Genomic DNA, 21,270 nt, shown 5'->3' on the forward strand with positions numbered 1-21,270 from the left:
GTGATAACACGGCAATAAACTGTGGAACGATGTACGGCCGCTTTGTGACGGTTCTGTGGGTCCTGGCGGCTCTTTCTGCGGTCTTTCTGTTGCTCGCATGGCGTAAGCGCGAGGAGCCTGGCGGGACGCCGATGGTGGTGTTTCACCTCGCTCTAGCGGTCGGTGCGGCCAGCTACGCCGTCGACATCAGTGCGACGACGCTGTCGACACAACTGCTTGCCCGGCAGGTCGCGACCGTCGCGCAGGGTGCGGTTGCCATCGCGTGGCTGTCCGCCGCACTGCAGTACGCCGACTTCGACCGAACGGTGACGCGGCGAGCCGTTGGGCTGCTGTCGCTTGACCTGCTGGTGCTGGTGGCCGTGTTCTTCTTGCCGGATATATCGCTGTTTGATCTCCCGCCCAGCGGCTCGGTAGGGTCGCTGGTGGTGGCTCCGGGGGCCGGGCTCACGCCAGTGTTTATCGCTCATATGGCAACGATTCTGATCGCGGCGCTTGCCGGAACAATCGTTCTCATACAGTTGTTCGTCCGCTCGCGACACCTGTACCGAACACAGGCCGCGGCCGTCCTCGTCGCGGCGCTGGCTCCCTGGACCGTTGCACTGACCCAGCAGTATTTCCTGCAGATACCCGAGGACGCCACGATTTTCGCCTGGGGCGTCTCCGGGATAGCGATGACGACCGGCCTCTACACGTTCAAGACACTCGACCCGGTGCCGGCGGCGCAAGAAACTATCGTCGAACAGATGGGCGACGGAACGCTCGTCGTGGACACCGACGGCCGCATCAGCCATGCAAACCCGGCAGCTGAAACCCTCCTCGCTGGCCCCGAGGAGACGCTCGTGGGCCAGCAGGTTGACGCCGTCATTCCGACCTGGGACAGTCTCGCGATTGCGGACGACGGGCAGTCGGACTGGTCGGAACTCGCGCTTTCCGTGGACGGTCAGCAGCGGTTCGTCGAACTCGAAGTGACGCCGTTTACCGACCGGTTCGACGGGCTCGTTGGCCGGCTCGTCGTTCTCCGAGACGTCACGGAGCGGAAGCAACGCGAGCAACGGCTGGCGCAGTACAAGACGATTTTCGAGGGCGTCAGCGAACCCGTCTACGTCCTCGACGAGCACGACCAATTTGTCACGTACAACGACCCGTTCGCCGAACTGGTCGGCACCGTCGAGGACAGTCTCGTCGGCGAGCGCTTCGAGACAGTGCTGGGACAGATGGAAACCGAACCGATGGACGACGGCTCGGCGGAGTTCCTGATCCGGACCGCTACCGGCGAACAGGTCCCCTGTGAAGTCGATGCGGCAGACATCGAACTGGCCGGCGGTGAGTCCGGCCGCGTCGGCATCGTCCGAGATATCTCGCGGCGAAAGGAAATCGAGTCCGAACTCGCAGTGACGACTGAGCGGCTCGAAACGCTCGTCGAGGCTGCCCCGGTCGCGATCGTTGCGCTTGACACCGACGCGACTGTCGAGGTCTGGAACCCCGCCGCGACGGAGCTGTTCGGCTGGCGTGCCGACGAAGTGTTGGGCGACAGGGTTCCGGTTATCCCGGACGAGAACCGACGGCAGACGGCCGAACGTCACGCCCGGGTACTCGAAGGCGAGCGCCTGTCGGGCCACGAGACGGAACTCGAACGAAAGGACGGAAGCCGTGTCGACGTGAGCCTTGCCGCCGCCCCGATTCGCGACCTCAGTGGCTCAGTGGTCGGCAGCGTCTCCGTGGTGACGGACATCACCGAGCGGAAGCGTCGGGAGCGACAGCTGGAACTCCAGAACGAACGGCTGGACGAGTTCGCCAGCCTCATCTCCCACGACCTCCGGAACCCCCTGCAGGTCGCCAGTGGCCACTTGGAGCTGGCCTCGCAGGACGCCGGCTCGGAGGTTCGCGAGTCGATAACGGCCGCGGCGGCGGCTCTGGACCGAATGGAGGGACTTATCGACCACACTCTGACGCTGGCCCGCGAAGGGCGTGACATCAGCGATCCCGAACCGGTGGCGCTTCGGGAGACGTTCGTACAGGCGTGGAACGCCGCACCCACGAGCGCGGCCGAACGCCGCGTTCAGAACCCGCCAGAACGTGTGCTGGCCGACCGTGAACGCCTGGCCGAACTGTTCCAGAACCTCATCCAGAACGCCGTGGAACACGGCAGGGACGACTCCACGCCCGAAGCAGGCCCGGCGACCGACGGTGCAGGGACGGTTACCATCACGCTCGGCGCTACCTCAGATGGGTTCTACGTTGCCGACGACGGCCCGGGGATTCCGCCGGACCAGCGCGACGACGTCCTCGAATCGGGCTACAGTACCGACGACGACGGCACTGGGTTCGGTCTGGCGATAGTAGAGACGATTGCCGAGGCCCACGGCTGGGAGCTAACGGTCACCGATAGCGAAGACGGCGGTGCTCGCTTCGAGTTCAGCGGCGTCGAGACAGAGGACCCGACCACGGACCGCGACGACAGCCTCAGGGATGTGTAAAGTACGCGACAGACTCCGCTTCGGCCTCGTCGGCAACCTCGTCGAGTCGGGCGAAGCCGATACGCTCGAACTGGACCACGTCGTCAGCGTCGTAGCCGAGCAGTCCCGGTTCGGCCACACCTGACACGTCACCGTCCATCGTCCGGAGGCGGAGTCGCGGGCCGTCAGCCGGTGCCCAGTGAATCACGTCGACGCCCTCCTCGCGGACAGCGTCGATGTCGTCGCCGGTGTACTCGAAGGCATCGCGAGTGTGGCGTACACAGCCGTACCCCTTGAGCCAGACGCGCTCGCCGTGATCCGGTAAGTCGTCACCTTCGACGGCGACGCCGTTCGTCACCGGAATCTCGCGGCGGCCACGCTCCTCGTAGTCCGGGTGCAGCGGCGGTTCGCCGGCGTCCGGCCCGCCGACGATCTGGCGCTCGACGAGGCCACCGTGGTCGTCGCTGTCCCGGACGAAAAACGCCCGGTCCGAGTCGTCGTCGATGAGGTCACGGTTGTTCGAGTAGATCGAGGACATCGCCAGGTCGACGTTCGAGGTGGACGTGCCCAGCTGAATCATCGCATCGACGACGGCCTCGCCGCGGATACCGCGACGTTCGAGGCTGGCGACGGTCGGCGCTCGCGGGTCGTCCCAGCCCGCCAGTTCACCATCCTCGATGAGTTCGGCAATGCTCGACGTTGAGAGCGGCACGTCGTAGGCGTCGACCTGAACGTGGCCCCAGTGGATGACTTCCGGGTACTCCCAGTCGAAGTAGTCGTAGACGAACTGTTGGCGCTTTGCGGAGTCCTGCAGGTCGATGCCGCGGATGATGTGCGTGACCCCCAGCAGGTGGTCGTCCAGTCCGCTCTGGAAGTCCAGCATCGGCCAGCAGCGGTACTCTTCGGCCGCTTCGCGCGGATGGGGTGTGTCGACCATCCGCAAGGCGACGAAGTCCCGCAGCGCAGGGTTCTTGTGGGTGATATCGGTCCGGACCCGCAGCACCATCTCGCCGCTGTCGTACTCGCCGTCGACCATCGCCTCGAACTCCGAGCGCGTGGTCTCGGCGTCCTTGTCGCGATGCGGACAAGCCTCGCCGTTGTTCTTCAGGTCGGAGAACTCACCCTGCGGGCACGAGCAGGTGTAGGCTCCACCCTTGTCGATGAGTTCGCGGGCGTACTCGTAGTAGGTCTCGACGCGGTCGCTGGCGTTGACCACGTCGTCCGGTTCGAAGCCCAGATAGCCGATGGCATCCAGAATTGCGTCGTAGGCGTCGAGGTCCGGTCGCTTCGTCTCGGGGTCGGTGTCGTCAAAGCGGCAGATGAACTCCCCGTCGTAGCGGTCCTTGTACGTCCCGACGACAGCGGCCATCCGCGCGTGGCCGATGTGCCACGGGCCGTTGGGGTTGGGCGCGACGCGCATCCGGACGGTGTCGTACTCCTCAGCGTTGGGCAGGTCCGGTAGTGGGTGGTCCTCGCCCTCGTCCTCGCTCTCTAACTCCTCGAGCTTGTCGGGCGCTAACTCCGCAAGCCGTTCGCGGCGCTCCGCGGCATCCATCCCGTTGACTCGCTCGACGACCGGCGCGATGACGCCCGGAATCTCGTCGCCATGCTCGCGGAACTCCGGGTTCTCGCCCATGAGCGGGCCCATTATTGCGCCGACCTGTGCCTCGCTGTCGTGTTTGACCGCGTTGAGGAGGGCGTTCGTCTCCGCCGCCTCCCTGATTCGGTCTCGCAGCTCGTCGTCCATTACCGGAACCTGCGACTGGGAGGGTCAAAACGCCGTCGGACCACCTTTTTCATCGTCACCGTTCCTCGCTTGCTTCGCTCGCTGCGGGACGGCTCTCTGCTCACGGGCGCAATACGCCCGTTCGAATGGGCAGCGGGACCGAAGGTCCCGCTCGACTCGAAAAACGCGGTCTTGCTGAGCGGAGTCGTTCGAGGGGCGCAAGCGCCCCTCGTAATGACGAGAGAGCGAAGCTCTCTCGAACCACGAAGCAAGGCTCGAAAGACGAACGAAGCGAGCCTTTCGGTGGCGAAAAAGGCCGGAACCCCACCGAGTTCGGTTCCGATGAACCGCGCTCGCTTTGCTCGCGCGGATGCCTGTTCCTGCACGACGTTTTGCTCACCCTCCGAGATGTGTCCCAACCTTCTCCAGCGTTTCAATGCCGGTCACCTCACCGGATTGGTCGGGAATCGTCCAAATATCCAGCCCGGGCAGCGACTCCCGGAGTTGTGCAATCGCCTCCTCCTGCACCGCCTGCTTGCCCTGACACCGCTGGCAGTCGCCGGCATCCGCGATGACCTTGTTCACGACCAGCGTCGTCACCGGCACGTCGAACTCGCGGAGCTTCGCAACCAGCCGCTCCGTCTCGCGGACGGCCATCGTTTCGGGAATCGTGACGACCCGGAACGCGGTCTGTTCGGGGTCTCGAAGCACTGTGCCGACCCGTTCCATCCGCGTGCGCATCTCGGTAAAATCGTCGGGGCCGTCATCGCGCCGGCTCGCCATCGGGCCGAACATCATCGTCCGGGCAGTGTTGACTTTCCGATGAACCTGATCCCGGAGGTCCATCGCCGTGGCAACGCCGCGGTCCATCACCGATGGGAGGTCAAGCAGGCGGAGTGTGTGACCGGTCGGGGCAGTGTCGAACACCACGCGGTCCCAGCGGTCGCTCTCGATGTACGTCGCCATGCCCTCGATGGCTGCCAGTTCGTCGCTACCGGGCATTACGCCGGTCGTGAACAGGTCAGCGATTTCCTCTTCGTCCATCCGGATACCGGCATCGGAAAATTCCGACGCCAGCGCCTCGAACAGTGACCGGTAACGGTCAATACCCGTCTGTGGATCGACCTCGACGCCCCACAGCCCCGACCGGATTTTTGTCGGGTCGCCGCCGACCTCGGTCTTGACGGCGTCGGCCAGCGAGTGCGCGGGGTCGGTCGAGACGACCAGTGTCTCGTGGCCCGCCGCCGCGAGCTGGTAGCCAGTCGCTGCCGCCACGGTCGTCTTGCCGACGCCGCCCTTGCCGCCGTAGAGGAGGAATCGGGTCACAGGCGTCGCTAGGGAGCGACGTGTCTTAGTTGCTGACCAGCACCAGTCAGGGTCGAAGCGACGCGGGAAAACTGACCGTCAGCGCGCTCAGTAGTCGCGCTCGACGAGGTAGTTTGCGATGCCCTCAAGCAGGTAGCGGGCCTCGTTGTCCGGGAGGACTTCGAGGTTCTGCTTGCCGCTCGCGATGAGGTCCTGCCCGGTCTGGCGGGCGTATTCGATGGACCCAACTTCGCGCAGGCGCTCGACGGCCGCGTCGATTTCGGCTTCCGAAACGGCCTCGACGGAGTCCGTGTCGACCAGATCGCCGACATCGACACCCTGTTGACGGGCGTGCAGCGTCACCAGCGTCTGCTTTTCTTCGACGAGGTCCGAGCCCCGTTGCTTGCCCAGCTTCTCCGAGGGTGTCGTCAGGTCAAGCAGGTCGTCCTGAATCTGGAACGCGCGGCCCACGTCGAGCCCGTAGTTGTACAGGGCATCGACTGTCTCCTCGTCGGCCCCCAGCAGTGTGGCCGGAATCGAGGCGGCCGCGCCGTACAGCACGGCCGTCTTGAGTTCGACCATCTCTAAGTACTCCTCGGGCGTGACAACATCGCGTTGCTCGAACTCGATGTCGAGGGACTGGCCCTCACAGATGCGGGTACACGTCGTTGCGAGTCGTTTGTTCGCGTCGACGGTTCGTTCGGGGGCCGCGCCCGTATCGAGCAGGAACTCGAACGCTTTCGAGTACAGCGTGTCGCCGGCGAGAATCGCCGTCGAGAGGTCGTACTCCTTGTGGACGGCCGGCACTCCGCGGCGGAGCGCGTCGTCGTCCATGATGTCGTCGTGGATAAGCGTGAACGTCTGGATGACCTCGATGGCGAGGGCGGCCGACATCACGTCGGCCTGCCCGCCACCGAGCGTCGGGAAGTCACGGTAGTCTGCCGTCAGCGGGTCGACATCAAGTAGCGACTCCGCGACCAGCAGCAGGACCGTCGGGCGGAGTCGTTTCCCGCCCGCGTCCAGCAGGTATCGCGACGCCTCGTAGAGGTGGTCCGGCTTCTGTACCGGAAGGTCCTCTGGGAGGGCATCGTTGACCCGGTCTCGTCGGGCGACAATCGCGTCTTCGACCTGCTGATGGCGTTCGGACATCGATTTACTCGGTGAGCTTGATCATGTTGCCGTTGCGGGTGATGTGGAGGTCCCGTCCGGCTTTGTAGCCCATGTTTTCCGCGAGGTCGACGTACGGTGCGAACCCTTCGAGGCTCTGGTGGGCCGGAATGATGTTCTTCGGCTGGAGCGCGTCGATCATTTCGTAGTGGCCCTCCTCGCGGAGGTGGCCCGAGACGTGGATGTCGTCGTAGATGCGCGCGCCCTGCATGCCCAGAAGTTTCTCGGACTGGTAGCGCTGGCCCTCGTTTGTCGGCTCCGGAATGACCCGGGCCGAGAAGATGACCTTGTCGCCGTCATCTAGCTCGTAGGGCGTCTCGCCGCGGCCCATGCGGGTGAGCATCGCGCGTGGCTCGCCCTGATGGCCGGTGACGATCGGGAGGAAGTTCTCTTTGCCCTCGTTCATGATCCGCTTGAACGTCCGGTCGACAGACTTGCGGTGGCCGTACATCCCGAGGTCCTCCGGGAAGTCGACGAAGTCGAGTCGTTCGGCGGTGCCGGAGTACTTCTCCATCGAGCGACCGAGCAGCACCGGCTGGCGGCCGATGTCGTCGGCGAACTCGACGAGGCTCTTGACACGAGCGATGTGTGAGGAGAACGTCGTCGCGACGATACCGCCGTCGTAGTCGGCGACGCTGTCCATCACGTCTTTGAGGTGGCGACGCGCCACGGATTCGGAGGGTGTGCGGCCCTTCTTACCCGCGTTCGTACAGTCCTCGATGTAACAGAGGACGCCCTCGCCCTCGCGGCCGATCTCGCGGAACCGCTTCATGTCGATGGGGTCGCCGATGACCGGCGTGTGGTCCATCCGCTTGTCAAGCCCGTAGACGACCGCGCCTTCCGGCGTGTGGAGGACGGGGTTGATAGCGTCGATGATGGAGTGTGTGACGTTGACGAACTCCAGTTCGTTGCGCTCGCCGATGGACATCGTCTCGCCGGCGTCCATCTTTACGAGGTCGTTCTGGACGCCGAACTTCTCCTCGCTCTTGATCTGCTGTTTGACGAGTTCGATGGTGAACGGCGTCGCGACGATAGGTGCGTCGTAGCGGTGGGCGAGCTTGGATATTGCGCCGATGTGGTCGAGGTGACCGTGTGTCGGCACGATAGCCTTCACGTCGCCTTCCAGGTCGGACATGACCCGGTCGTCCGGGATGGCACCCATATCGATGAGGTCCAGCGAGTGCATCCGTTCCGTCTCGACGTTGTCGTGAATCAGTACCTTCGAGAGGTTCAGGCCCATGTCGAAGATGACGACGTCGTCCCCTGCACGGACGGCCGTCATCTGTCGGCCTACAGCCTCGTAACCGCCAATTGTCGCAATTTCGACTTCCATGGTTGTAGCTCCGAGTGGAAAGCCGGCCGCGGGCATCCGGTGGGGCACGGCAACGACGGTATCTGCAATGTAGGCGACTTCGTCCGCGTCGGCGCTCCAGGCCAGTCGGGTACGCCCGTAGCCTGTGCAACCGCAGTGGGAGGGACTTCCGTCCCGCAACTTACATCCGCCGTCTGCCGGCCGCCGAACCGCAGTCCACGGGCGGCCGTGCGCTCGGTTACGTCGGTCTACAACGGCGCTTCTTAAAACGGTGTGGGTTCGTCGCTACTCGTCGTCTAGGGGGTCCGAGAGCGGATCGTCGTCACTGGAGACGTCGAAGCCAGTGACGCCGTCGTCTGCGAGCGTCGAGTCCTCGTCAGCCGTCTCCGTGTCCTGGGACTCCGCATCGTCCTGTACGCTTTCGTCAATCTCGGTTCCGGATTGGTCATCATCAGCGCCGCCGAACAGGTCGTCCGTCGTCCGTGGGCCACCGGACGTGTCCGTCTCACCGGAGTCATTGAGTAGTCGGGTGTCCCGAGTCACGGCGTCGTGCTGGTCCGCTTCGTCAGCATCGGATGAGTCGACGCCGGTGGGTTCGGTATCGGGTTCAGGTTCGGTTTTCCGGTCGTCGGCTGGTGCTGGCTCGTCCTCCCCCCAGTCGTCAGCCGCCGCGGGTTCCCCGCTCCCCGTGTCGAACTCCGCAGGGTCCGGCGGCGTCCATTCCTGTGGTTCCGTGCTGGGCTCCGGTTCCTCGGCGGTGTCCTCAGTAAGTAGGTCGCGGTCCGACTGCTCGTTGGGTTCGGACTGGGGTTCTACCGCTTCCGAGTCACCGGCGAGATCCGTCGGGGATGGCTCCGCAGTGGTATCGTCCACCGCCTCAGGCTCCGGTCCAGAAGCGTTTTCGGCCGGCTGTTGCTCCGATATCTGTTCATCCTGAGCCGCCGTTGCTGTCTCCGCTGCGTCTTCGTCTGTCGCCGAGGCCATCGTCTCGTCGACAGACGGTGGTTCTGCCGTGTCGTCGGCTTCCAAGGGACCCATATCTGTCACTGAAGGATCGTCTGCCACCGGCTCATCAGCCGTCGCCGAGTCAGCATCCTTCAGCGGATCTTCGTCGGCCGCCGTCACCGCAGCGTCGTCAATCCCGGCCGCCGCAGTGTCGGACGTAGTAGACGGCGTTGCCGCGTCGGAAGGGTCGGAGTGTTGCTGTGCGGATGCGTGGATTCCCGATTCTCCGGACGCGTCAGTGTCCGGTTCGGAGTCAGCAACCGGTTCCGACACTTCGGGCTCGCCGGTCGCCGGCTCGGCAGCCGCCGGGTCAGCAGCCGGCTCGGTATCCTGAGAAACCGCCGGCTCAGGCTCAGCCGGCTCTGGCGTCGGCTCGTCGGGCTCCGAAGCCGGTTCGGTAGCGGGTGCAACACTGTCATCGGTTGATTCAGTTGCTGGCTGGTCGCTTGCCGAGGAACTGGCGGCTGCCACATCGCCCACATCACGCCGTGCTGTCTGTGCCGCGAGCGTTCCTGCCATCGTTGCGTCGGCGATGAGCTTGTGGGTCAAGCCGAGCACGCCGGAGAGCAACAGGAGTCCACCGAGCGCCCCGACGACGATGCCGAGTACCGCACGATAGCCCGCGTTCCCCGAGAGCGAGCCGAGCGAGCCGTTCTGTATCAACACGTACCCTGCAGCGATGAGGCCGCCACCGACGCCGGCGACGACAAGCAATATCCCGAGAAACCTCGTTCCGTATCGATAGACGTCGGTCAGACCTACTGCAGACATAGTCGCATAATTGATAACAGAGGACAAATATGTTACGACAGTTGATGAAGTGATATTTAATTTACTAGTTTGTCGAGGCTGAGCAGATTTACCGCTTCAGAAGCCAGTGTTGGCTCGATATCGACGACATCACGCGCCGGGACGGACCAGTCGCCGACAGCAGTAGCAGTCTCACAAGTCGTCATCACCAGCGATAGTCGTCCCCGGACTCTCACCAGCGAGAAACGCGGGGAGTGCGTCAGGGCCGAACACGAGTGCCGGGGCCGAGAGTGCGAGCAGCGCACGGACCTTGCCGGCCATTCCACCCGACACGTCCGTCGCGTCGCTCCCACCAAGGGCCGATGCTACAGCCTCGAACGCCGCGATACGGTCGATGACGTCCCCGTCTTCATCAAGAACACCGGGAACGGTCGAGCAGACACCGACCCGGTCCGCGTCGACGGCGGGCGCGAGTTCGACGACCAGTTCGTCGCCACTCAAAACCGTCGTGCCCGCGCCAGCGTGTGCAACGAGGTCGCCGTGGAGGACTGGGACAAACCCCTCCGCCAGTAGCGTCGTGACCTGCGCCGTCGGCAGCGAGAGATCACCGTCAGCGTCGCGTGCGGCCGCCGAGAACGGATGGACCGGAACGGCCGGAACGCCCGCTTCGGAGAGTGCATCTACGACGGCGGCGTTGAGCCGGCACATCGCGCCGTGGATGGCCTGTACGCCCTCGACATCGTGGGTTCCCTCGGTCGTGCTGACGCCGTATTCGGCGGCGTGGTGGTGGCCGAAGCTCCCGCCGCCGTGAACGATGACGATATCCTCGCCGACTGCCGAGCCGGCAATAGCTGACACTGCGGCCGACAGTGCAGTCCGGTCGACCGTCTCAGGTTCGTCTTTTTCGGTGATGACACTCCCGCCGAGTTTGAGGACGACCGTCATTCCTGCCGGACTCCGTCAGTGTCCAGTTCGGCCCGGAAAACGTCCTCACACCCCGGCGTGTACTTCAGCGCCGTGAGCGCGTCGTCCGTCTCGTCCAACGCGACAATACAGCCGCCACCACCGGCCCCGGTGAGTTTCGCGCCGTGTGCGTCGGCGTCGCGGGCCGCCCACACCATCGAGTCCAGCGACCGCGAGGAGACGCCCAGCGCAGAGAGCAGTCCGTGGTTGAAATCCATCAGCTCCCCGAGCCGTTCGTAGTCGCCCGTTCCAAGCACTGACTCACCCTCACGGACGATGTCGCCGATTGCCGCGACGGTGTCGGCGGCGAAATCGTACTTCCCGCGCAGGTCCCGGACACCGGCAACCAGTGCCCCGGTATCGCCGGCTCCGCCGTCGTAGCCGATGACGAAGGGGAGCGTGTCGATGCCGTCCAGCCGCCGGCAGTCGTCGCCTTCCACGCGGACCGCTCCGCCCATCGCCGAGCAGAATGTGTCCGCCCGCGAGGCCTGACCGTCCTGTACCTCGTGTTCGACCTGGTAGGCGCGGTCAGCGATCTCGCTTGCCGACAGTTCGACACCGAGTTCTCTCGTCGCCGCGTCGATTGCGGCGACGACGAGCGCGGCCGACGAGCCCAGCCCCGCCCCAAGCGGGATGTCGCCCTCGACGGATATCTCGAAGCCCGCTTCAGGCGCATCGGCCGCGTCACGGGCCTGTGCGACCGCTTCGTTGACGTAACCCATCCCGGCCTCGACGAGCGATTCGGCGACATCCACGTCCGGATGGCTCTCCCCGTCACCGGAGTACTCGACGGTAAAGCCGTCCAGTTGCAAGTCGTTCGCGTGGATGCGCAGTCCCTCGTCGATCTCGGTTGCCGTCACATGCACCCGTCGCTCGATGGCGCAGGGCACCGCCGGCTCGCCGTAGACGACCGCGTGCTCCCCGAACAGGTACACCTTCCCGGGAGCGCTCGACGTGACCATACCCGCCCGTGTGCACCCAGGGCGTTAGGCGTTTTCGGAGTCGACAGTCGGAGCCCTATTCGGACACAGTGTCAAGGTCGGTAAATTCGAACCGTGCGCCGCCGTCGGTCCCACTGACGACCCGGACCGTCCAGCCGTGGGCGTCAGCGACCTGTTTCACGATGCTCAGGCCGAAGCCCGTCCCCTCGACTGCTGTCGAGTAGCCGGCGTCAAACACGTCTCCGTGGTCGGCCACAGGGATACCGTGACCGTCGTCCGCGACGTAGAAGCCGTCGGCCAGTTCGCCCACGGTCACGGTCACGTCGTCACCGCCGTGTTCGATCGCATTGCGGACGAGATTCTCGAATAGTTGGCGGAGGCGGCTCTCGTCGGCGCGGATGGGTCGGGCTATGTCAGTGCGGAGCGACGCGGCTCTCGTATCGACGTTTTGCCAGCACGTCCGGACGAACGGTTCGAGGTCGACCACGACGGGCGACGCAGGTGACGCGCCGTCGCGTGCGAGCGTGAGCAGGTCGTCGATGAGCGTATCCATGCGCTGGTGTGCCCCGTCGATGGCGTCGATATGCTCGCTATCGGACTCTTCACGGAGGAGTTTGAGCTGTCCGCGCGCGACGGTCAGCGGGTTCCGCAGGTCGTGGCTGACGACGCTGGCGAACTGTTCGAGCTGTTCGTTTTGCTGTTCGAGTTCCTGTTCGCGTTCCTTGCGCTCCGTGATATCGCGGCTGATCGCCAGGAACCGGTCCTCGCCGTCGAGGCTGAGTCGGAGCAGATGTACTTCGACCGGCATCGTCGACCCGTCGAGGCGTTCGTACAGACCTTCGAACTTGCGGCGCTCGTCGATACTGAACCCGGAAAGCTGGGTCTGCACGTCCTCGGCACCGAACGTCCGGTCGAACTCCCAGATCGGCCGTCCAAGCACCTCGCTTTCGTCGTACCCCAGTTCCGCGCAGAACCGCCGGTTCACGTCGCAAATCGTGCCGTCGGCGTCTAACACGTCGATCATGTCGGGCGAGTTCTCGAAGAGGGCTTCGAGCCGCGACGACGTTTCCTCCAATCGTTTCTCACGGCGTTTCCGCTCCGTGATATCCTGCTGGAACCCGACGTAGTTGACGACTGTGCCGTCGTCGTCGCGAACCGGCGCGATCCGAACCCGATTCCAGAATTCCGTCCCGTCCTTTCGATAGTTCCGGAGTTCGACCGACACCTGCTCCCCTGCGTCGATAGCGTCCCGTAGTGCGTCGACAGGCTCCGGGTCGGTGTTCTCGCCCTGGAGTATTCGGCAGTTCTTCCCGAGCAGCTCCGGGAGCGAGTAGCCAGTCAGCTCGCGGTAGTGGTCGTTAGCGTAGATCAGCGGGTTGTCCGGCCGGTTGGGGTCAGTGATGGTGACGCCGACCGGGGCCTCGTCTATCGCGCGTTTGTTCCGGAGTAGCTCCCGTTCGCGCTCTTTCTGCTCGGTAACATCCCGAGCTACGCCGACGATGCCGTCGATAGTACCATCGACGACCAGCGGCGTTAGTTGGTACGCGACCACCGCGTGTCCGTGGCCGGGGAACTCCGTTTCGATTTCGCCGCTAAGTTTCTCCCGCGTTCCGTCGAGCAGTTCCTGGTAACAGTCTGTCTCACCCTCGGCTCGAATACGCGGAACGAGTCTACTGGTCTGTCCTTCGAGCTCATTGCGCGTCGTGTCGTACCACTCTGCGATGGTCTCGTTGACGATTTCGAACCGGTCTTCGGCATCGTAAATACAGGCTGCCTCCTGCATGGAGTTGACCATCCGCTCGTAGCTCTGGAGCGCTCGGTTCCGCTCGCTGACCGCCTGCTGTGAGCGAGAGTGGTCGACGGCGTCTCTGATTCGGTTCACCAGCCCGGCATACTGTTCAGCACCCGGCTCTTTCCTGAGGTAGTCCGTGACACCGGCCGAAATTGCCTCGCTGGCGACTGCCTCGCTCCCCTGTGCGGTGTAAATAATAAACGGCAGGGCCGGGTACTCGTCGCGGACCGTTTCCAGAAGCTCAATGCCGTTCCGTTCGGGCAGGTCGTAGTCGGAGACGAGGAAGTCTACGGTATCGTCAGCCAACCTCGCCACAGCTTCGGTAGCAGTGCGCACCGTTTCGACCATGAGACTGTCGCACTCGCGTTCGAGAGCCGTCGACAGCGTCTCGGTGTCGTCCGAATCGGTGCCAACGTAGAGGACCCGGACCCTGGCGTCCCCGACGCCAGCGGTTTCAGGCGTCATTCGGCATCCCGTTCGAGTCCGGTCGTTGCGCCGGGATAGCTGTCACTCCACCGACCAAGGATTACCGGAGCGATGTAGCTCTGTGAACGGTCTATAGACAGGGCCGGGCGCAGGACGACTGCAAACAGCGTGTGACGATTGTCGCCAGAGATGGTCTGCAGCAGTGTCATGATGGGTAGGTGATTAGTTGCGGCCGTGGTCTTCCCGTAGTGACCGAGGCCGAAATCGGTCACCGATGCGACGTGCAGGGCCGCTGTTCTTGCACGCTTACACGGGACTCTGCAGTAAATAGCTGGTGACCAAATCAACTGGCACGCCGAACCTACTCTGTAGCAACCGGCAACGACGCCGGAGCGGTCGTGTCGACGTGCGTGTTACCGTTCCTGCACGCGCATGGACATTTTCTGCCGGGGATGGGCGGTCAACGACGGTAACAGCTCCAGTGGCGTCTCTCCCTGGAACTCCAGTCGGTACTGGCTGGCCGTCGTTGCAGTGATGAGTTGTGCTTCAAGCATGGCGAGGTGCTTCCCGATGCAGTGGCGCGGGCCACCACCGAACGGGAAGTAGGCGAACCGGGGCCGCTCGTTCGCTCGCTCGGGCTTCCAGCGCTCCGGGTCGAACGTCTCGGGGTCATCGTAGAACCGCTCGGAGCGGTGAACACCCCACTGTGGGACCATCAACGTCGTTCCGGCCTCGACATCATATCCCGATAGCGTCACATCCTCTGTCGGCTCCCGGAAGATAGTGTATACGGGCGGGTAGAGCCGCATCGCCTCTTGGATCACCCATTCGAGGTAGTCCAGTTCGCGGACGTGTTCCATCCCCGGCCGGTCATCGCCGATGACCTCGTCCAGTTCCTCGTGGACGCGCTGTTCGACCTCGGGATGTTCCGACAGCAGGAACCAGGTGTAGGTCAGCGTCAGTGCCGTCGTGTCGTGGCCCGCAAGCAGCATCGTCATCATCTCGTCACGGAGTTGCTCGGGCGACTGGTTCCCGTCGTCACGGGCACGCAGGAGTACCGACAGGAAGTCCATCGGACCGTCCTCATCCGTCCCGAGCGAGTCCTCGCGGACCTCGATAATGTCGTCCAGCACCTCGTCCAGCGTCCGCACGGCGCGGTTGAACTCGGCGTCGTCCGGCATCGGCATCCACTGTGGCATGGCGAACCGGATGGGGTCCGGTTCGAACCGTTGACCCAGCGGCAGCAGTTGCTCCTCGATGGTCTGGACTCGCTGCTCAGAGAGTTCGACACCCATCATCAGGTCCAGAATCACGTCCAGCGTGACCCGGGTCATCGACTGCTCGGCGTCAATGACATCGCCGTGGGACCAGTCGGCGATGCGGTCCTTCGCGTGGCCGGTGATCCGGTCAGCCATCCCCGACAGTCGGGCCATCGAGAACGCGGGGTTCGCGAGCTTTCGCTGCTGCTCCCAGGTCTCGCCTTCGCTCAACAGCAGCCCGTCACCCAGCAGGTCCCCCAACGCGTCGCCCTGAAAGTCGGGTTTGCGGAACTGGTCGGCCTCCGAAACCAGCACGCGCTCGATTGCTGTCGGGTCACAGAGCATGACCGTATCCATCGGCCCCATGTCGAATCGGGCCACGTCGCCGTAGGCCCGCTCCAGCGCCGAGATGAACCGGAACGGGTCCCGAGCGTACGTGCGACTACTGCCGAACAACGGTTCGCCCTTCGGTCCGGGCGGCGTCTTTGACATCGACTACTGTTAGTGTCGGACACGCTTGAATGGTATGCCAAATGTCGGGAAGAGAGCGGTTCAGGCACGTTTAGAGCCAGCGATCGGCGTCTAGTTGCCAGTCGGTGTGTCCCCTTACCCAGACGCCGCCGAGACCACCGAGGGCGCTGAGGCCGACAGTGTACAGCAGAAAGAACGCGAACACAAGCGCCAGAAACAGGTCGTATCCGGGTGCTCCAGGCGGAATCCCGAACCCGAGGAGGCCGGCGATGTACAGCGCCGGAATGAAGAGGGCAAGCAGGGGGACTATCGCGCAGACGCCGGCCAGCGTTCCCAGCCAGAGCCCCGTCCAGTAGCCGCCGCCGTTGTTCGCCGCGGCCACAGCACCGCCAGCCACCGACGAGAACGGAACGAACGACAGAGCAATCGTGACGAGCGCCCCGAGACCGGCGTTGGTCACCGACTCACGCATATGCGTTCGCAGTAGTGGCGGCCGCAGTGATGTAGTTACCGACAGCGCCGCTGGCCAGTCAGTCGCCGATGGTCGTGTCGTACTTAACGTAGTTACCCAGCCAGCCGCCGAGGGCGCTCAGACCGAGGAAGTACGCGGCCGTCGTAAGTGTTCCCAGAACGAGTACGAGCAGCCCCATCGCGCCGAACACGCCCAGTGCTTCGGGAGCGATCGCCAGAACCGCGGCCAGAAAGACGAACACGAGCACGAAGAAGACCAGCGATATCGCCAGTCCGATGACGCCGGATAGGAACCCGACGCGAACCCCGTCAGCTCGCTCACCACCTTCGAGATAGCCGGCGAGGCCACCACCGAGCAACGGCGCGAGCGGGACGAACCCACTCAGCAGCGCAGTCGCGACAGCTCCGATAACGGCGTTGACAAAGGTGTCTCCCTCTCCCATTGCCCGGAGCTACTCCGGGGCTCGTGGTAGGTTTTGTGTTGGTGTCTCCGGCGTTGCGACTCGCGCCCCAGTATTGAGAAAACGAAACAGTTCAGCGACGTTAGAGGTCGGACTCGAAGTCGTCGAGTCCGTACGTCGGCTCGGCACCGCGGCGGTCGAGCGTCTCGTTGGCCAGCAGCCAGTAGACGACCGACAGCGCCTTGCGCCCCTTGTTGTTCGTCGGGACCACCAGATCGACGTTCGACGTGGTGTTGTTGGAGTCACACATCGCGATGACCGGGATGCCGACCGTGATGGCTTCCTTGACAGCCTGGGCGTCACCGATCGGGTCGGTGACGACCACGATGTCTGGCTCGATGTAGCCGTCGTAGTCGGGGTTGGTCAGCGTGCCGGGGATGAACCGGCCAGTGCGGACGCGTGCGCCGATCGCTTCGGCGAACTTCTCGGCCGGGAACCGGCCGTACTGGCGCGACGACGCGGCCAGAATCTGCTCCGGCTCGTAGTTGGCCAGGAAGTCCGCGGCGGTGCGGATGCGCTCGTCAGTCATCGAAACGTCCAGCACGTAGAGCCCGTCGGTCCGGACGCGGTGGATGAACCGCTCCATGTCCTGGGTCTTCTGCTGGGTTCCGATGTGGACACCGGCACCGAGGTAGTCCTCGACAGGGATGAGGAGGTCAGCTTCCGACTGCTCGTCGGGCATGACATCCTCGTCCAGCTGTGGGCCGGCGGCCTCGTCGGCGTCGGCCGCTTCGTCGGCGTCCGTGTCGTCGGTTGGTTCGGCCTCTGTCGCCTCTTCGGCGTCGTCGGCGGGCTGTTCAGCTTCCGTTTCGGTCTCCGCGTCGACCGCTTCGTCGTCCTCGTCGGACGGGTCGAAGTCGGAATCGGACGCGTCGAGACCTTCTTTTTCGTTGCCGCTCATACTGCGTTGTCCTCGATACGGATTAGTTCGTTCAGCTTGGCTGTGCGCTCGCCGCCGACCGCGCCGGTCTTGATGAACGGTGCGTCAGTGGCGACAGCGAGGTGTGCGATCGTCGTGTCTTCCGTCTCGCCGCTGCGGTGGGAGACGACGGACTCGTAGCCGCTTGCCGTCGCCAGTTCGATGGCGTCGACAGCGTCGGTAAGTGTCCCGATCTGGTTCGGCTTGATCAGGATGGAGTTCCCGGCGTCGGCGTTGATACCGGCCTGCAGGCGCTCGACGTTGGTGACGAACAGATCGTCGCCACAGACGAGCGTCTGGTCACCGACCTGTGCGGTCAGATCCGCGAAGGCCTCGTAATCGTTCTCGTCGAGTGGGTCCTCGACGTAGACGAGATCGTACTCCTCGACCTTCTCGGCGATGTACTCTATCTGCTCTTCGGTGGACTTGACGCCGTCGTCGTAGACGTAGCCGTCCTCATCGTCGTCGTAGAGTTCCGCGCCGGCAACGTCGAGGCCGAACGAGATTGCGAAGCCGAAGTCGTCGGCGACGGTCTCGACGGCCTCGTCCATGATCTCGAACGCTTCGTCGTCCGAAACCGACGGTGCCCAGGCTCCTTCGTCGCCCTTGCCCGCTGGCAGGTCGCGGTCGGCCAGGATGTCGTGGACCTCCTGGTGGACCGCGGCGTTGGCGAAGACGGCCTCTTCGACGCTCGGCGCGCCGACGGGGGCCGCGAGGAACTCCTGAATGTTCGTGGCATCCGCGGCGTGCTCGCCGCCACCGATGATGTTGCCCAGCGGCGTCGGGTACTCGTTGCCCCGGAACGTGCCGCCGAGGTGCTGGTACAGCGGTGCGCCCAGCACGTCGGCCCCGGCCTTTGCAGCCGCCATCGAGATGGCGACGGCGCTGTTGGCTCCGATGCCGGAGAAGTCGTCGGTGCCGTCGGCGGCGTGGAGCGCCGCGTCGACATCGCGCTGGTTCCCGGCGTGGACCTCACCGATGAGTCGCGGGAGTGCCTCCTCGCGAGCCTTGGCGATGGCCTCGTTGGCGGGGAGCTCGATGGCCTCGTACTCGCCCGTGCTTGCGCCGCTCGGTGCCTTGCCACGACCGAAGCCCCCACTTTCGGTGAGAACGTCGGCCTCGACGGTCGCGTTCCCGCGGGAGTCGAGGACGCGGCGGAGTCGGATGTCAGTGATGAGCGTCATCGTTAATCACTCCTGTTGACCGTAAACGGTAGGACGCCAGCGTCGTACTCCTCGGCGGCGATGAGTATCGGCTGGGNGAGTCGGATGTCAGTGATGAGCGTCATCGTTAATCACTCCTGTTGACCGTAAACGGTAGGACGCCAGCGTCGTACTCCTCGGCGGCGATGAGTATCGGCTGGGTGTGTTCCGTCTCGATGAGCACGGGAGCACCGTGGGCCAACTGCAGCGCTCGCGCGCCGAGTTTTCGGGCCTTCTCGTAGCGGCTTTCCTGTGCGTTCATTGGTAGGGTGAGACGATGTCGACGAGGTCTTTGTGCGAGACGAGCATCCGGCGACAGCAGTGCCGCTCGACGCCGAGTTCGTCGAGAACCTTCTCCGGGTCCTCAGGCTCCTCGGCCTCGCGGGTGCGGGCCTTGAACTCCTCCCAGTGCTCGCCGACGACGTTACCGCACGTGAAACACCGAACCGGTACCATCATACCTGTATCACCTTAGCGGTACGATTTCTGGTAGCGGGCCCGCGCACCGGGGCCGCCCCACTTCTTGGGTTCGGACTGGCGAACATCGTTGACCAGCAGCGAGCGGTCGAACTCCATGAACGCGTCACGGAGTTCGGCGTCGTTGGTGTGGTCGACAAGTCCGCGAGCGATGGCGGTTCGGGCAGCGTCTGCCTGCCCCATGACGCCGCCACCTTCGACGGACACTTCGACGTCGACCTCGCCGCGGAGGTCGTCCTCAGCGATGCGGAACGGTTCCAGCATCTTGAGCTGCGCCAGCTCGGGGTCGACGAGTTCGACCGGCTGCGAGTCGATACGCACGCGGCCCTCACCCTCGCGAACGGTCGCGCGGGCGACGGCAGTCTTCTTCTTGCCAGACGTGTTCGTTACCATGTCTTGTTCGCTCCAAGCGTTTCGCTGATCTCGCCCAGCGTGACGAACTTGATGTTCGACAGTCGGTCAAGCGACGTGCCGTCCAGAACCTCGCCGTCCTCGTCGTACGGGTTGCCGAGGTAGACACGGACGCTCTCGAACGCCTCGCGGCCACGCTGCTTCTTGTGGGGCAGCATGCCACGGATGGTGCGCTTGAAGATGCCGTCCGGTCGCTTGGGGTAGAAGTACCCGTTGTCGTTACCGATGTCGACACGTTTCTCGTACTTTTCGACGATCTGCTCCTCTCGGCCGGTGATCACGGCGCGTTCGGCGTTGACGACGGCGACCGTCTCGCCGTCAAGTGCCTGTTCGGCGACCTGTGATGCGACGCGTCCCATGATACAGTCGCGGGCGTCAACGATGACATCCGCGTCGAACTCTGCGACGCTCATCGGATCACCCGGACGTGGGAGCCTTCTGGGTTGTTTTCAATTGCCTGTTCGAGTGATACAGCCTCTCCAACCTGGTCGATCTTCGTCTCGGCGGTTCCGGAGAAGTCGACAGCGGCGACGGTGACGTCCTTCTGCAGGACACCGGAGCCAAGCACCTTGCCGGGCACAACAACGGTTTCGTCTTCCTGGGCGTATCGTTCGATACGGCCGAGGTTGACTTCCGCGTGTGTGCGCCGTGGCTTTTCTAAGCGCTCGGCGACGTCGCCCCAGACAGCACCGCCCGAACTGCGGGCGGCTGACTTCAGGTCGGCGATGAGACTACTGAGTCTCGGGTTCGTCTTACTCATATGATTCCTCCGTTGTGGGAAAAGTGCAGGGAGCAGGATTTGAACCTGCGGACCCCTACGGGACAGCGCCCTGAACGCTGCGCCGTTGGCCAAACTTGGCTATCCCTGCGCGCGATTGTTCGTTTTGCGTGCCCCGTAAAACCCCTTTCGGTCCTCGCGCTCGGGGAGCGGGCGGTCATCGGTAGTGGTGGGGTGTGTCGGGGCATTGTATCGTTACAGCTGGACTGCGTCTTTCAGTTCGGTCGCGCGGTCACGCAGCGTCTCGACCGCGCGCAGGACCAGTTCCTCGGTGGTGAACGACCCGTCCGTCTCGACGTGGAACACGAACGCGTTCGGCACGTCCGAAACCTCGACGTCTTTGCCGGGGTATCGGTTCCGGAGGTCGTTGTCGAACTCGTCTGTCGCGACAAGTTCGCCGTTGGTGGCGTCGCCGGCGGCGTGTTCGGCCGCCTGCTCTTCGATGACGCCACGCAGGATGTTCGGATCGTCGTCCTCGAACTCGCCGAGGTCGCCGACGACCTCCACCTGCTGGAGGTGTCGGTAGCCGACGGCCACGCCGCCTTGGTGTTTGGCGTGTTCCCGACCAGTATCGAGGACGGCGTCGGCCTCGACTTCGAGACGTTGGCCCTCCTTGAGATCGATGATCGGGATGTTGTCGTCGGCCGCCTCGACCATCGGGTCCGAGGAGACGAGGTCACTGGAGTAGGCCGTGCTCGGCCCGTCGACGGACAGCGACAGCGTCACCTCGTCGCCGATCTCGAAGTCGTCGAGGTCGGTCGTCAGCGGGACCAGTCCCAGTCGGAGACCGATCTGCTCGTTGAACATCACGCTGGTGTTCTCGATGACGCGGACGGTATCGATACTGAACGTCGGTACGTCCGCGACCATCGCTCGCCGGATGCCGTTGGCGAAGGCGGGCGTGATGCCGCGCACGAGGATGCGGGCCTCGCGCTCGCCGCGTTCGACGAACTCAACCTCGTAGTCCTGTGTCATTGG

21 protein-coding genes and 1 tRNA gene are annotated in these 21,270 nt (G+C 64.2%); 1 reads left to right on the forward strand and 21 read right to left on the reverse strand.

Annotation, left to right across the window (positions count from 1 at the left end):
• The first annotated feature begins 29 nt into the window (after positions 1-29).
• Positions 30-2,477, forward strand: a complete 2,448-nt coding sequence (locus tag C443_RS08455; RefSeq protein ID WP_005535571.1) for a PAS domain S-box protein — start codon at positions 30-32, stop codon at positions 2,475-2,477.
• Here the strand turns inward: C443_RS08455 and C443_RS08460 are convergent.
• The 21 genes from C443_RS08460 to C443_RS08560 all read right to left on the reverse strand — a co-directional run bounded on the left by C443_RS08460 (position 2,464) and on the right by C443_RS08560 (position 21,267).
• The gene (locus tag C443_RS08460) at positions 2,464-4,203 is read right to left on the reverse strand and encodes a glutamate--tRNA ligase (RefSeq protein WP_005535573.1); all 1,740 of its coding nucleotides are present in this window, start codon (positions 4,201-4,203) and stop codon (positions 2,464-2,466) included. The two genes, C443_RS08455 and C443_RS08460, sit on opposite strands and share 14 nt — an antisense overlap.
• A 375-nt stretch (positions 4,204-4,578) precedes the next feature.
• Positions 4,579-5,508: an ArsA family ATPase gene (locus tag C443_RS08465; protein WP_005535575.1), complete on the reverse strand. Its 930-nt coding sequence runs from the start codon at positions 5,506-5,508 to the stop codon at positions 4,579-4,581.
• 87 nt (positions 5,509-5,595) lie between these two features.
• Complete coding sequence (idsA3, locus tag C443_RS08470) at positions 5,596-6,636, reverse strand: geranylfarnesyl diphosphate synthase (RefSeq protein WP_005535576.1); 1,041 nt, start codon at positions 6,634-6,636, stop codon at positions 5,596-5,598.
• Positions 6,637-6,640: 4 nt separating this feature from the next.
• Positions 6,641-7,987 (reverse strand): ribonuclease J, encoded by a 1,347-nt coding sequence (locus C443_RS08475; RefSeq protein ID WP_005535578.1) that lies wholly within the window; start codon positions 7,985-7,987, stop codon positions 6,641-6,643.
• Positions 7,988-8,251: 264 nt separating this feature from the next.
• The gene (locus C443_RS08480; protein WP_005535579.1) at positions 8,252-9,742 is read right to left on the reverse strand and encodes a hypothetical protein; all 1,491 of its coding nucleotides are present in this window, start codon (positions 9,740-9,742) and stop codon (positions 8,252-8,254) included.
• A 171-nt stretch (positions 9,743-9,913) separates the two neighbouring features.
• Positions 9,914-10,666, reverse strand: coding sequence for an isopentenyl phosphate kinase (locus tag C443_RS08485; RefSeq protein ID WP_005535582.1), 753 nt, complete (start codon positions 10,664-10,666; stop codon positions 9,914-9,916).
• Positions 10,663-11,646, reverse strand: a complete 984-nt coding sequence (gene mvk / locus C443_RS08490) for a mevalonate kinase (protein WP_005535583.1) — start codon at positions 11,644-11,646, stop codon at positions 10,663-10,665. The genes C443_RS08485 and mvk overlap by 4 nt, the downstream gene beginning before the upstream one ends.
• A gap of 55 nt (positions 11,647-11,701) precedes the next feature.
• A complete protein-coding gene (locus C443_RS08495) occupies positions 11,702-13,882 on the reverse strand; it encodes a PAS domain S-box protein (protein ID WP_005535584.1) in 2,181 nt (726 codons plus the stop codon).
• A complete protein-coding gene (locus tag C443_RS08500) occupies positions 13,879-14,115 on the reverse strand; it encodes a hypothetical protein (RefSeq protein WP_005535585.1) in 237 nt (78 codons plus the stop codon). Before C443_RS08500 ends, C443_RS08495 begins: the two co-directional genes overlap by 4 nt.
• 141 nt (positions 14,116-14,256) lie before the next feature.
• Complete coding sequence (locus C443_RS08505) at positions 14,257-15,594, reverse strand: cytochrome P450 (RefSeq protein ID WP_005535586.1); 1,338 nt, start codon at positions 15,592-15,594, stop codon at positions 14,257-14,259.
• 70 nt (positions 15,595-15,664) lie between these two features.
• Entirely contained in the window at positions 15,665-16,045 is a 381-nt protein-coding gene (locus C443_RS08510; protein ID WP_005535587.1) for a DUF5518 domain-containing protein, read from the reverse strand.
• A gap of 58 nt (positions 16,046-16,103) precedes the next feature.
• Positions 16,104-16,487, reverse strand: coding sequence for a DUF5518 domain-containing protein (locus C443_RS08515; RefSeq protein WP_005535588.1), 384 nt, complete (start codon positions 16,485-16,487; stop codon positions 16,104-16,106).
• Positions 16,488-16,587: 100 nt separating this feature from the next.
• Positions 16,588-17,406, reverse strand: a complete 819-nt coding sequence (gene rpsB / locus C443_RS08520) for a 30S ribosomal protein S2 (RefSeq protein ID WP_004593551.1) — start codon at positions 17,404-17,406, stop codon at positions 16,588-16,590.
• Positions 17,403-18,608, reverse strand: coding sequence for a phosphopyruvate hydratase (eno, locus tag C443_RS08525; RefSeq protein WP_005535589.1), 1,206 nt, complete (start codon positions 18,606-18,608; stop codon positions 17,403-17,405). Before eno ends, rpsB begins: the two co-directional genes overlap by 4 nt.
• A 106-nt stretch (positions 18,609-18,714) precedes the next feature.
• The gene (locus tag C443_RS08530) at positions 18,715-18,888 is read right to left on the reverse strand and encodes a DNA-directed RNA polymerase subunit K (protein ID WP_004516796.1); all 174 of its coding nucleotides are present in this window, start codon (positions 18,886-18,888) and stop codon (positions 18,715-18,717) included.
• Positions 18,885-19,085: a DNA-directed RNA polymerase subunit N gene (locus C443_RS08535; RefSeq protein WP_004516797.1), complete on the reverse strand. Its 201-nt coding sequence runs from the start codon at positions 19,083-19,085 to the stop codon at positions 18,885-18,887. Before C443_RS08535 ends, C443_RS08530 begins: the two co-directional genes overlap by 4 nt.
• A 12-nt stretch (positions 19,086-19,097) precedes the next feature.
• Positions 19,098-19,496 (reverse strand): 30S ribosomal protein S9, encoded by a 399-nt coding sequence (locus C443_RS08540; RefSeq protein WP_004516798.1) that lies wholly within the window; start codon positions 19,494-19,496, stop codon positions 19,098-19,100.
• A complete protein-coding gene (locus C443_RS08545) occupies positions 19,490-19,927 on the reverse strand; it encodes a 50S ribosomal protein L13 (protein WP_004593558.1) in 438 nt (145 codons plus the stop codon). Before C443_RS08545 ends, C443_RS08540 begins: the two co-directional genes overlap by 7 nt.
• The gene (locus C443_RS08550; RefSeq protein ID WP_004516800.1) at positions 19,924-20,274 is read right to left on the reverse strand and encodes a 50S ribosomal protein L18e; all 351 of its coding nucleotides are present in this window, start codon (positions 20,272-20,274) and stop codon (positions 19,924-19,926) included. Before C443_RS08550 ends, C443_RS08545 begins: the two co-directional genes overlap by 4 nt.
• Positions 20,275-20,298: 24 nt before the next feature.
• Positions 20,299-20,383 (reverse strand) — tRNA-Leu (locus C443_RS08555).
• A 104-nt stretch (positions 20,384-20,487) separates the two neighbouring features.
• Positions 20,488-21,267 carry a DNA-directed RNA polymerase subunit D gene (locus C443_RS08560; RefSeq protein WP_004963344.1) on the reverse strand — a complete coding sequence of 260 codons (780 nt, stop codon included), beginning with the start codon at positions 21,265-21,267 and terminating at the stop codon, positions 20,488-20,490.
• Between the last annotated feature and the right edge of the window lie 3 nt (positions 21,268-21,270).

The sequence above is a fragment of the Haloarcula argentinensis DSM 12282 genome, assembly GCA_000336895.1.
In the GTDB taxonomy this organism is placed as follows: Archaea; Halobacteriota; Halobacteria; order Halobacteriales; family Haloarculaceae; genus Haloarcula; species Haloarcula argentinensis.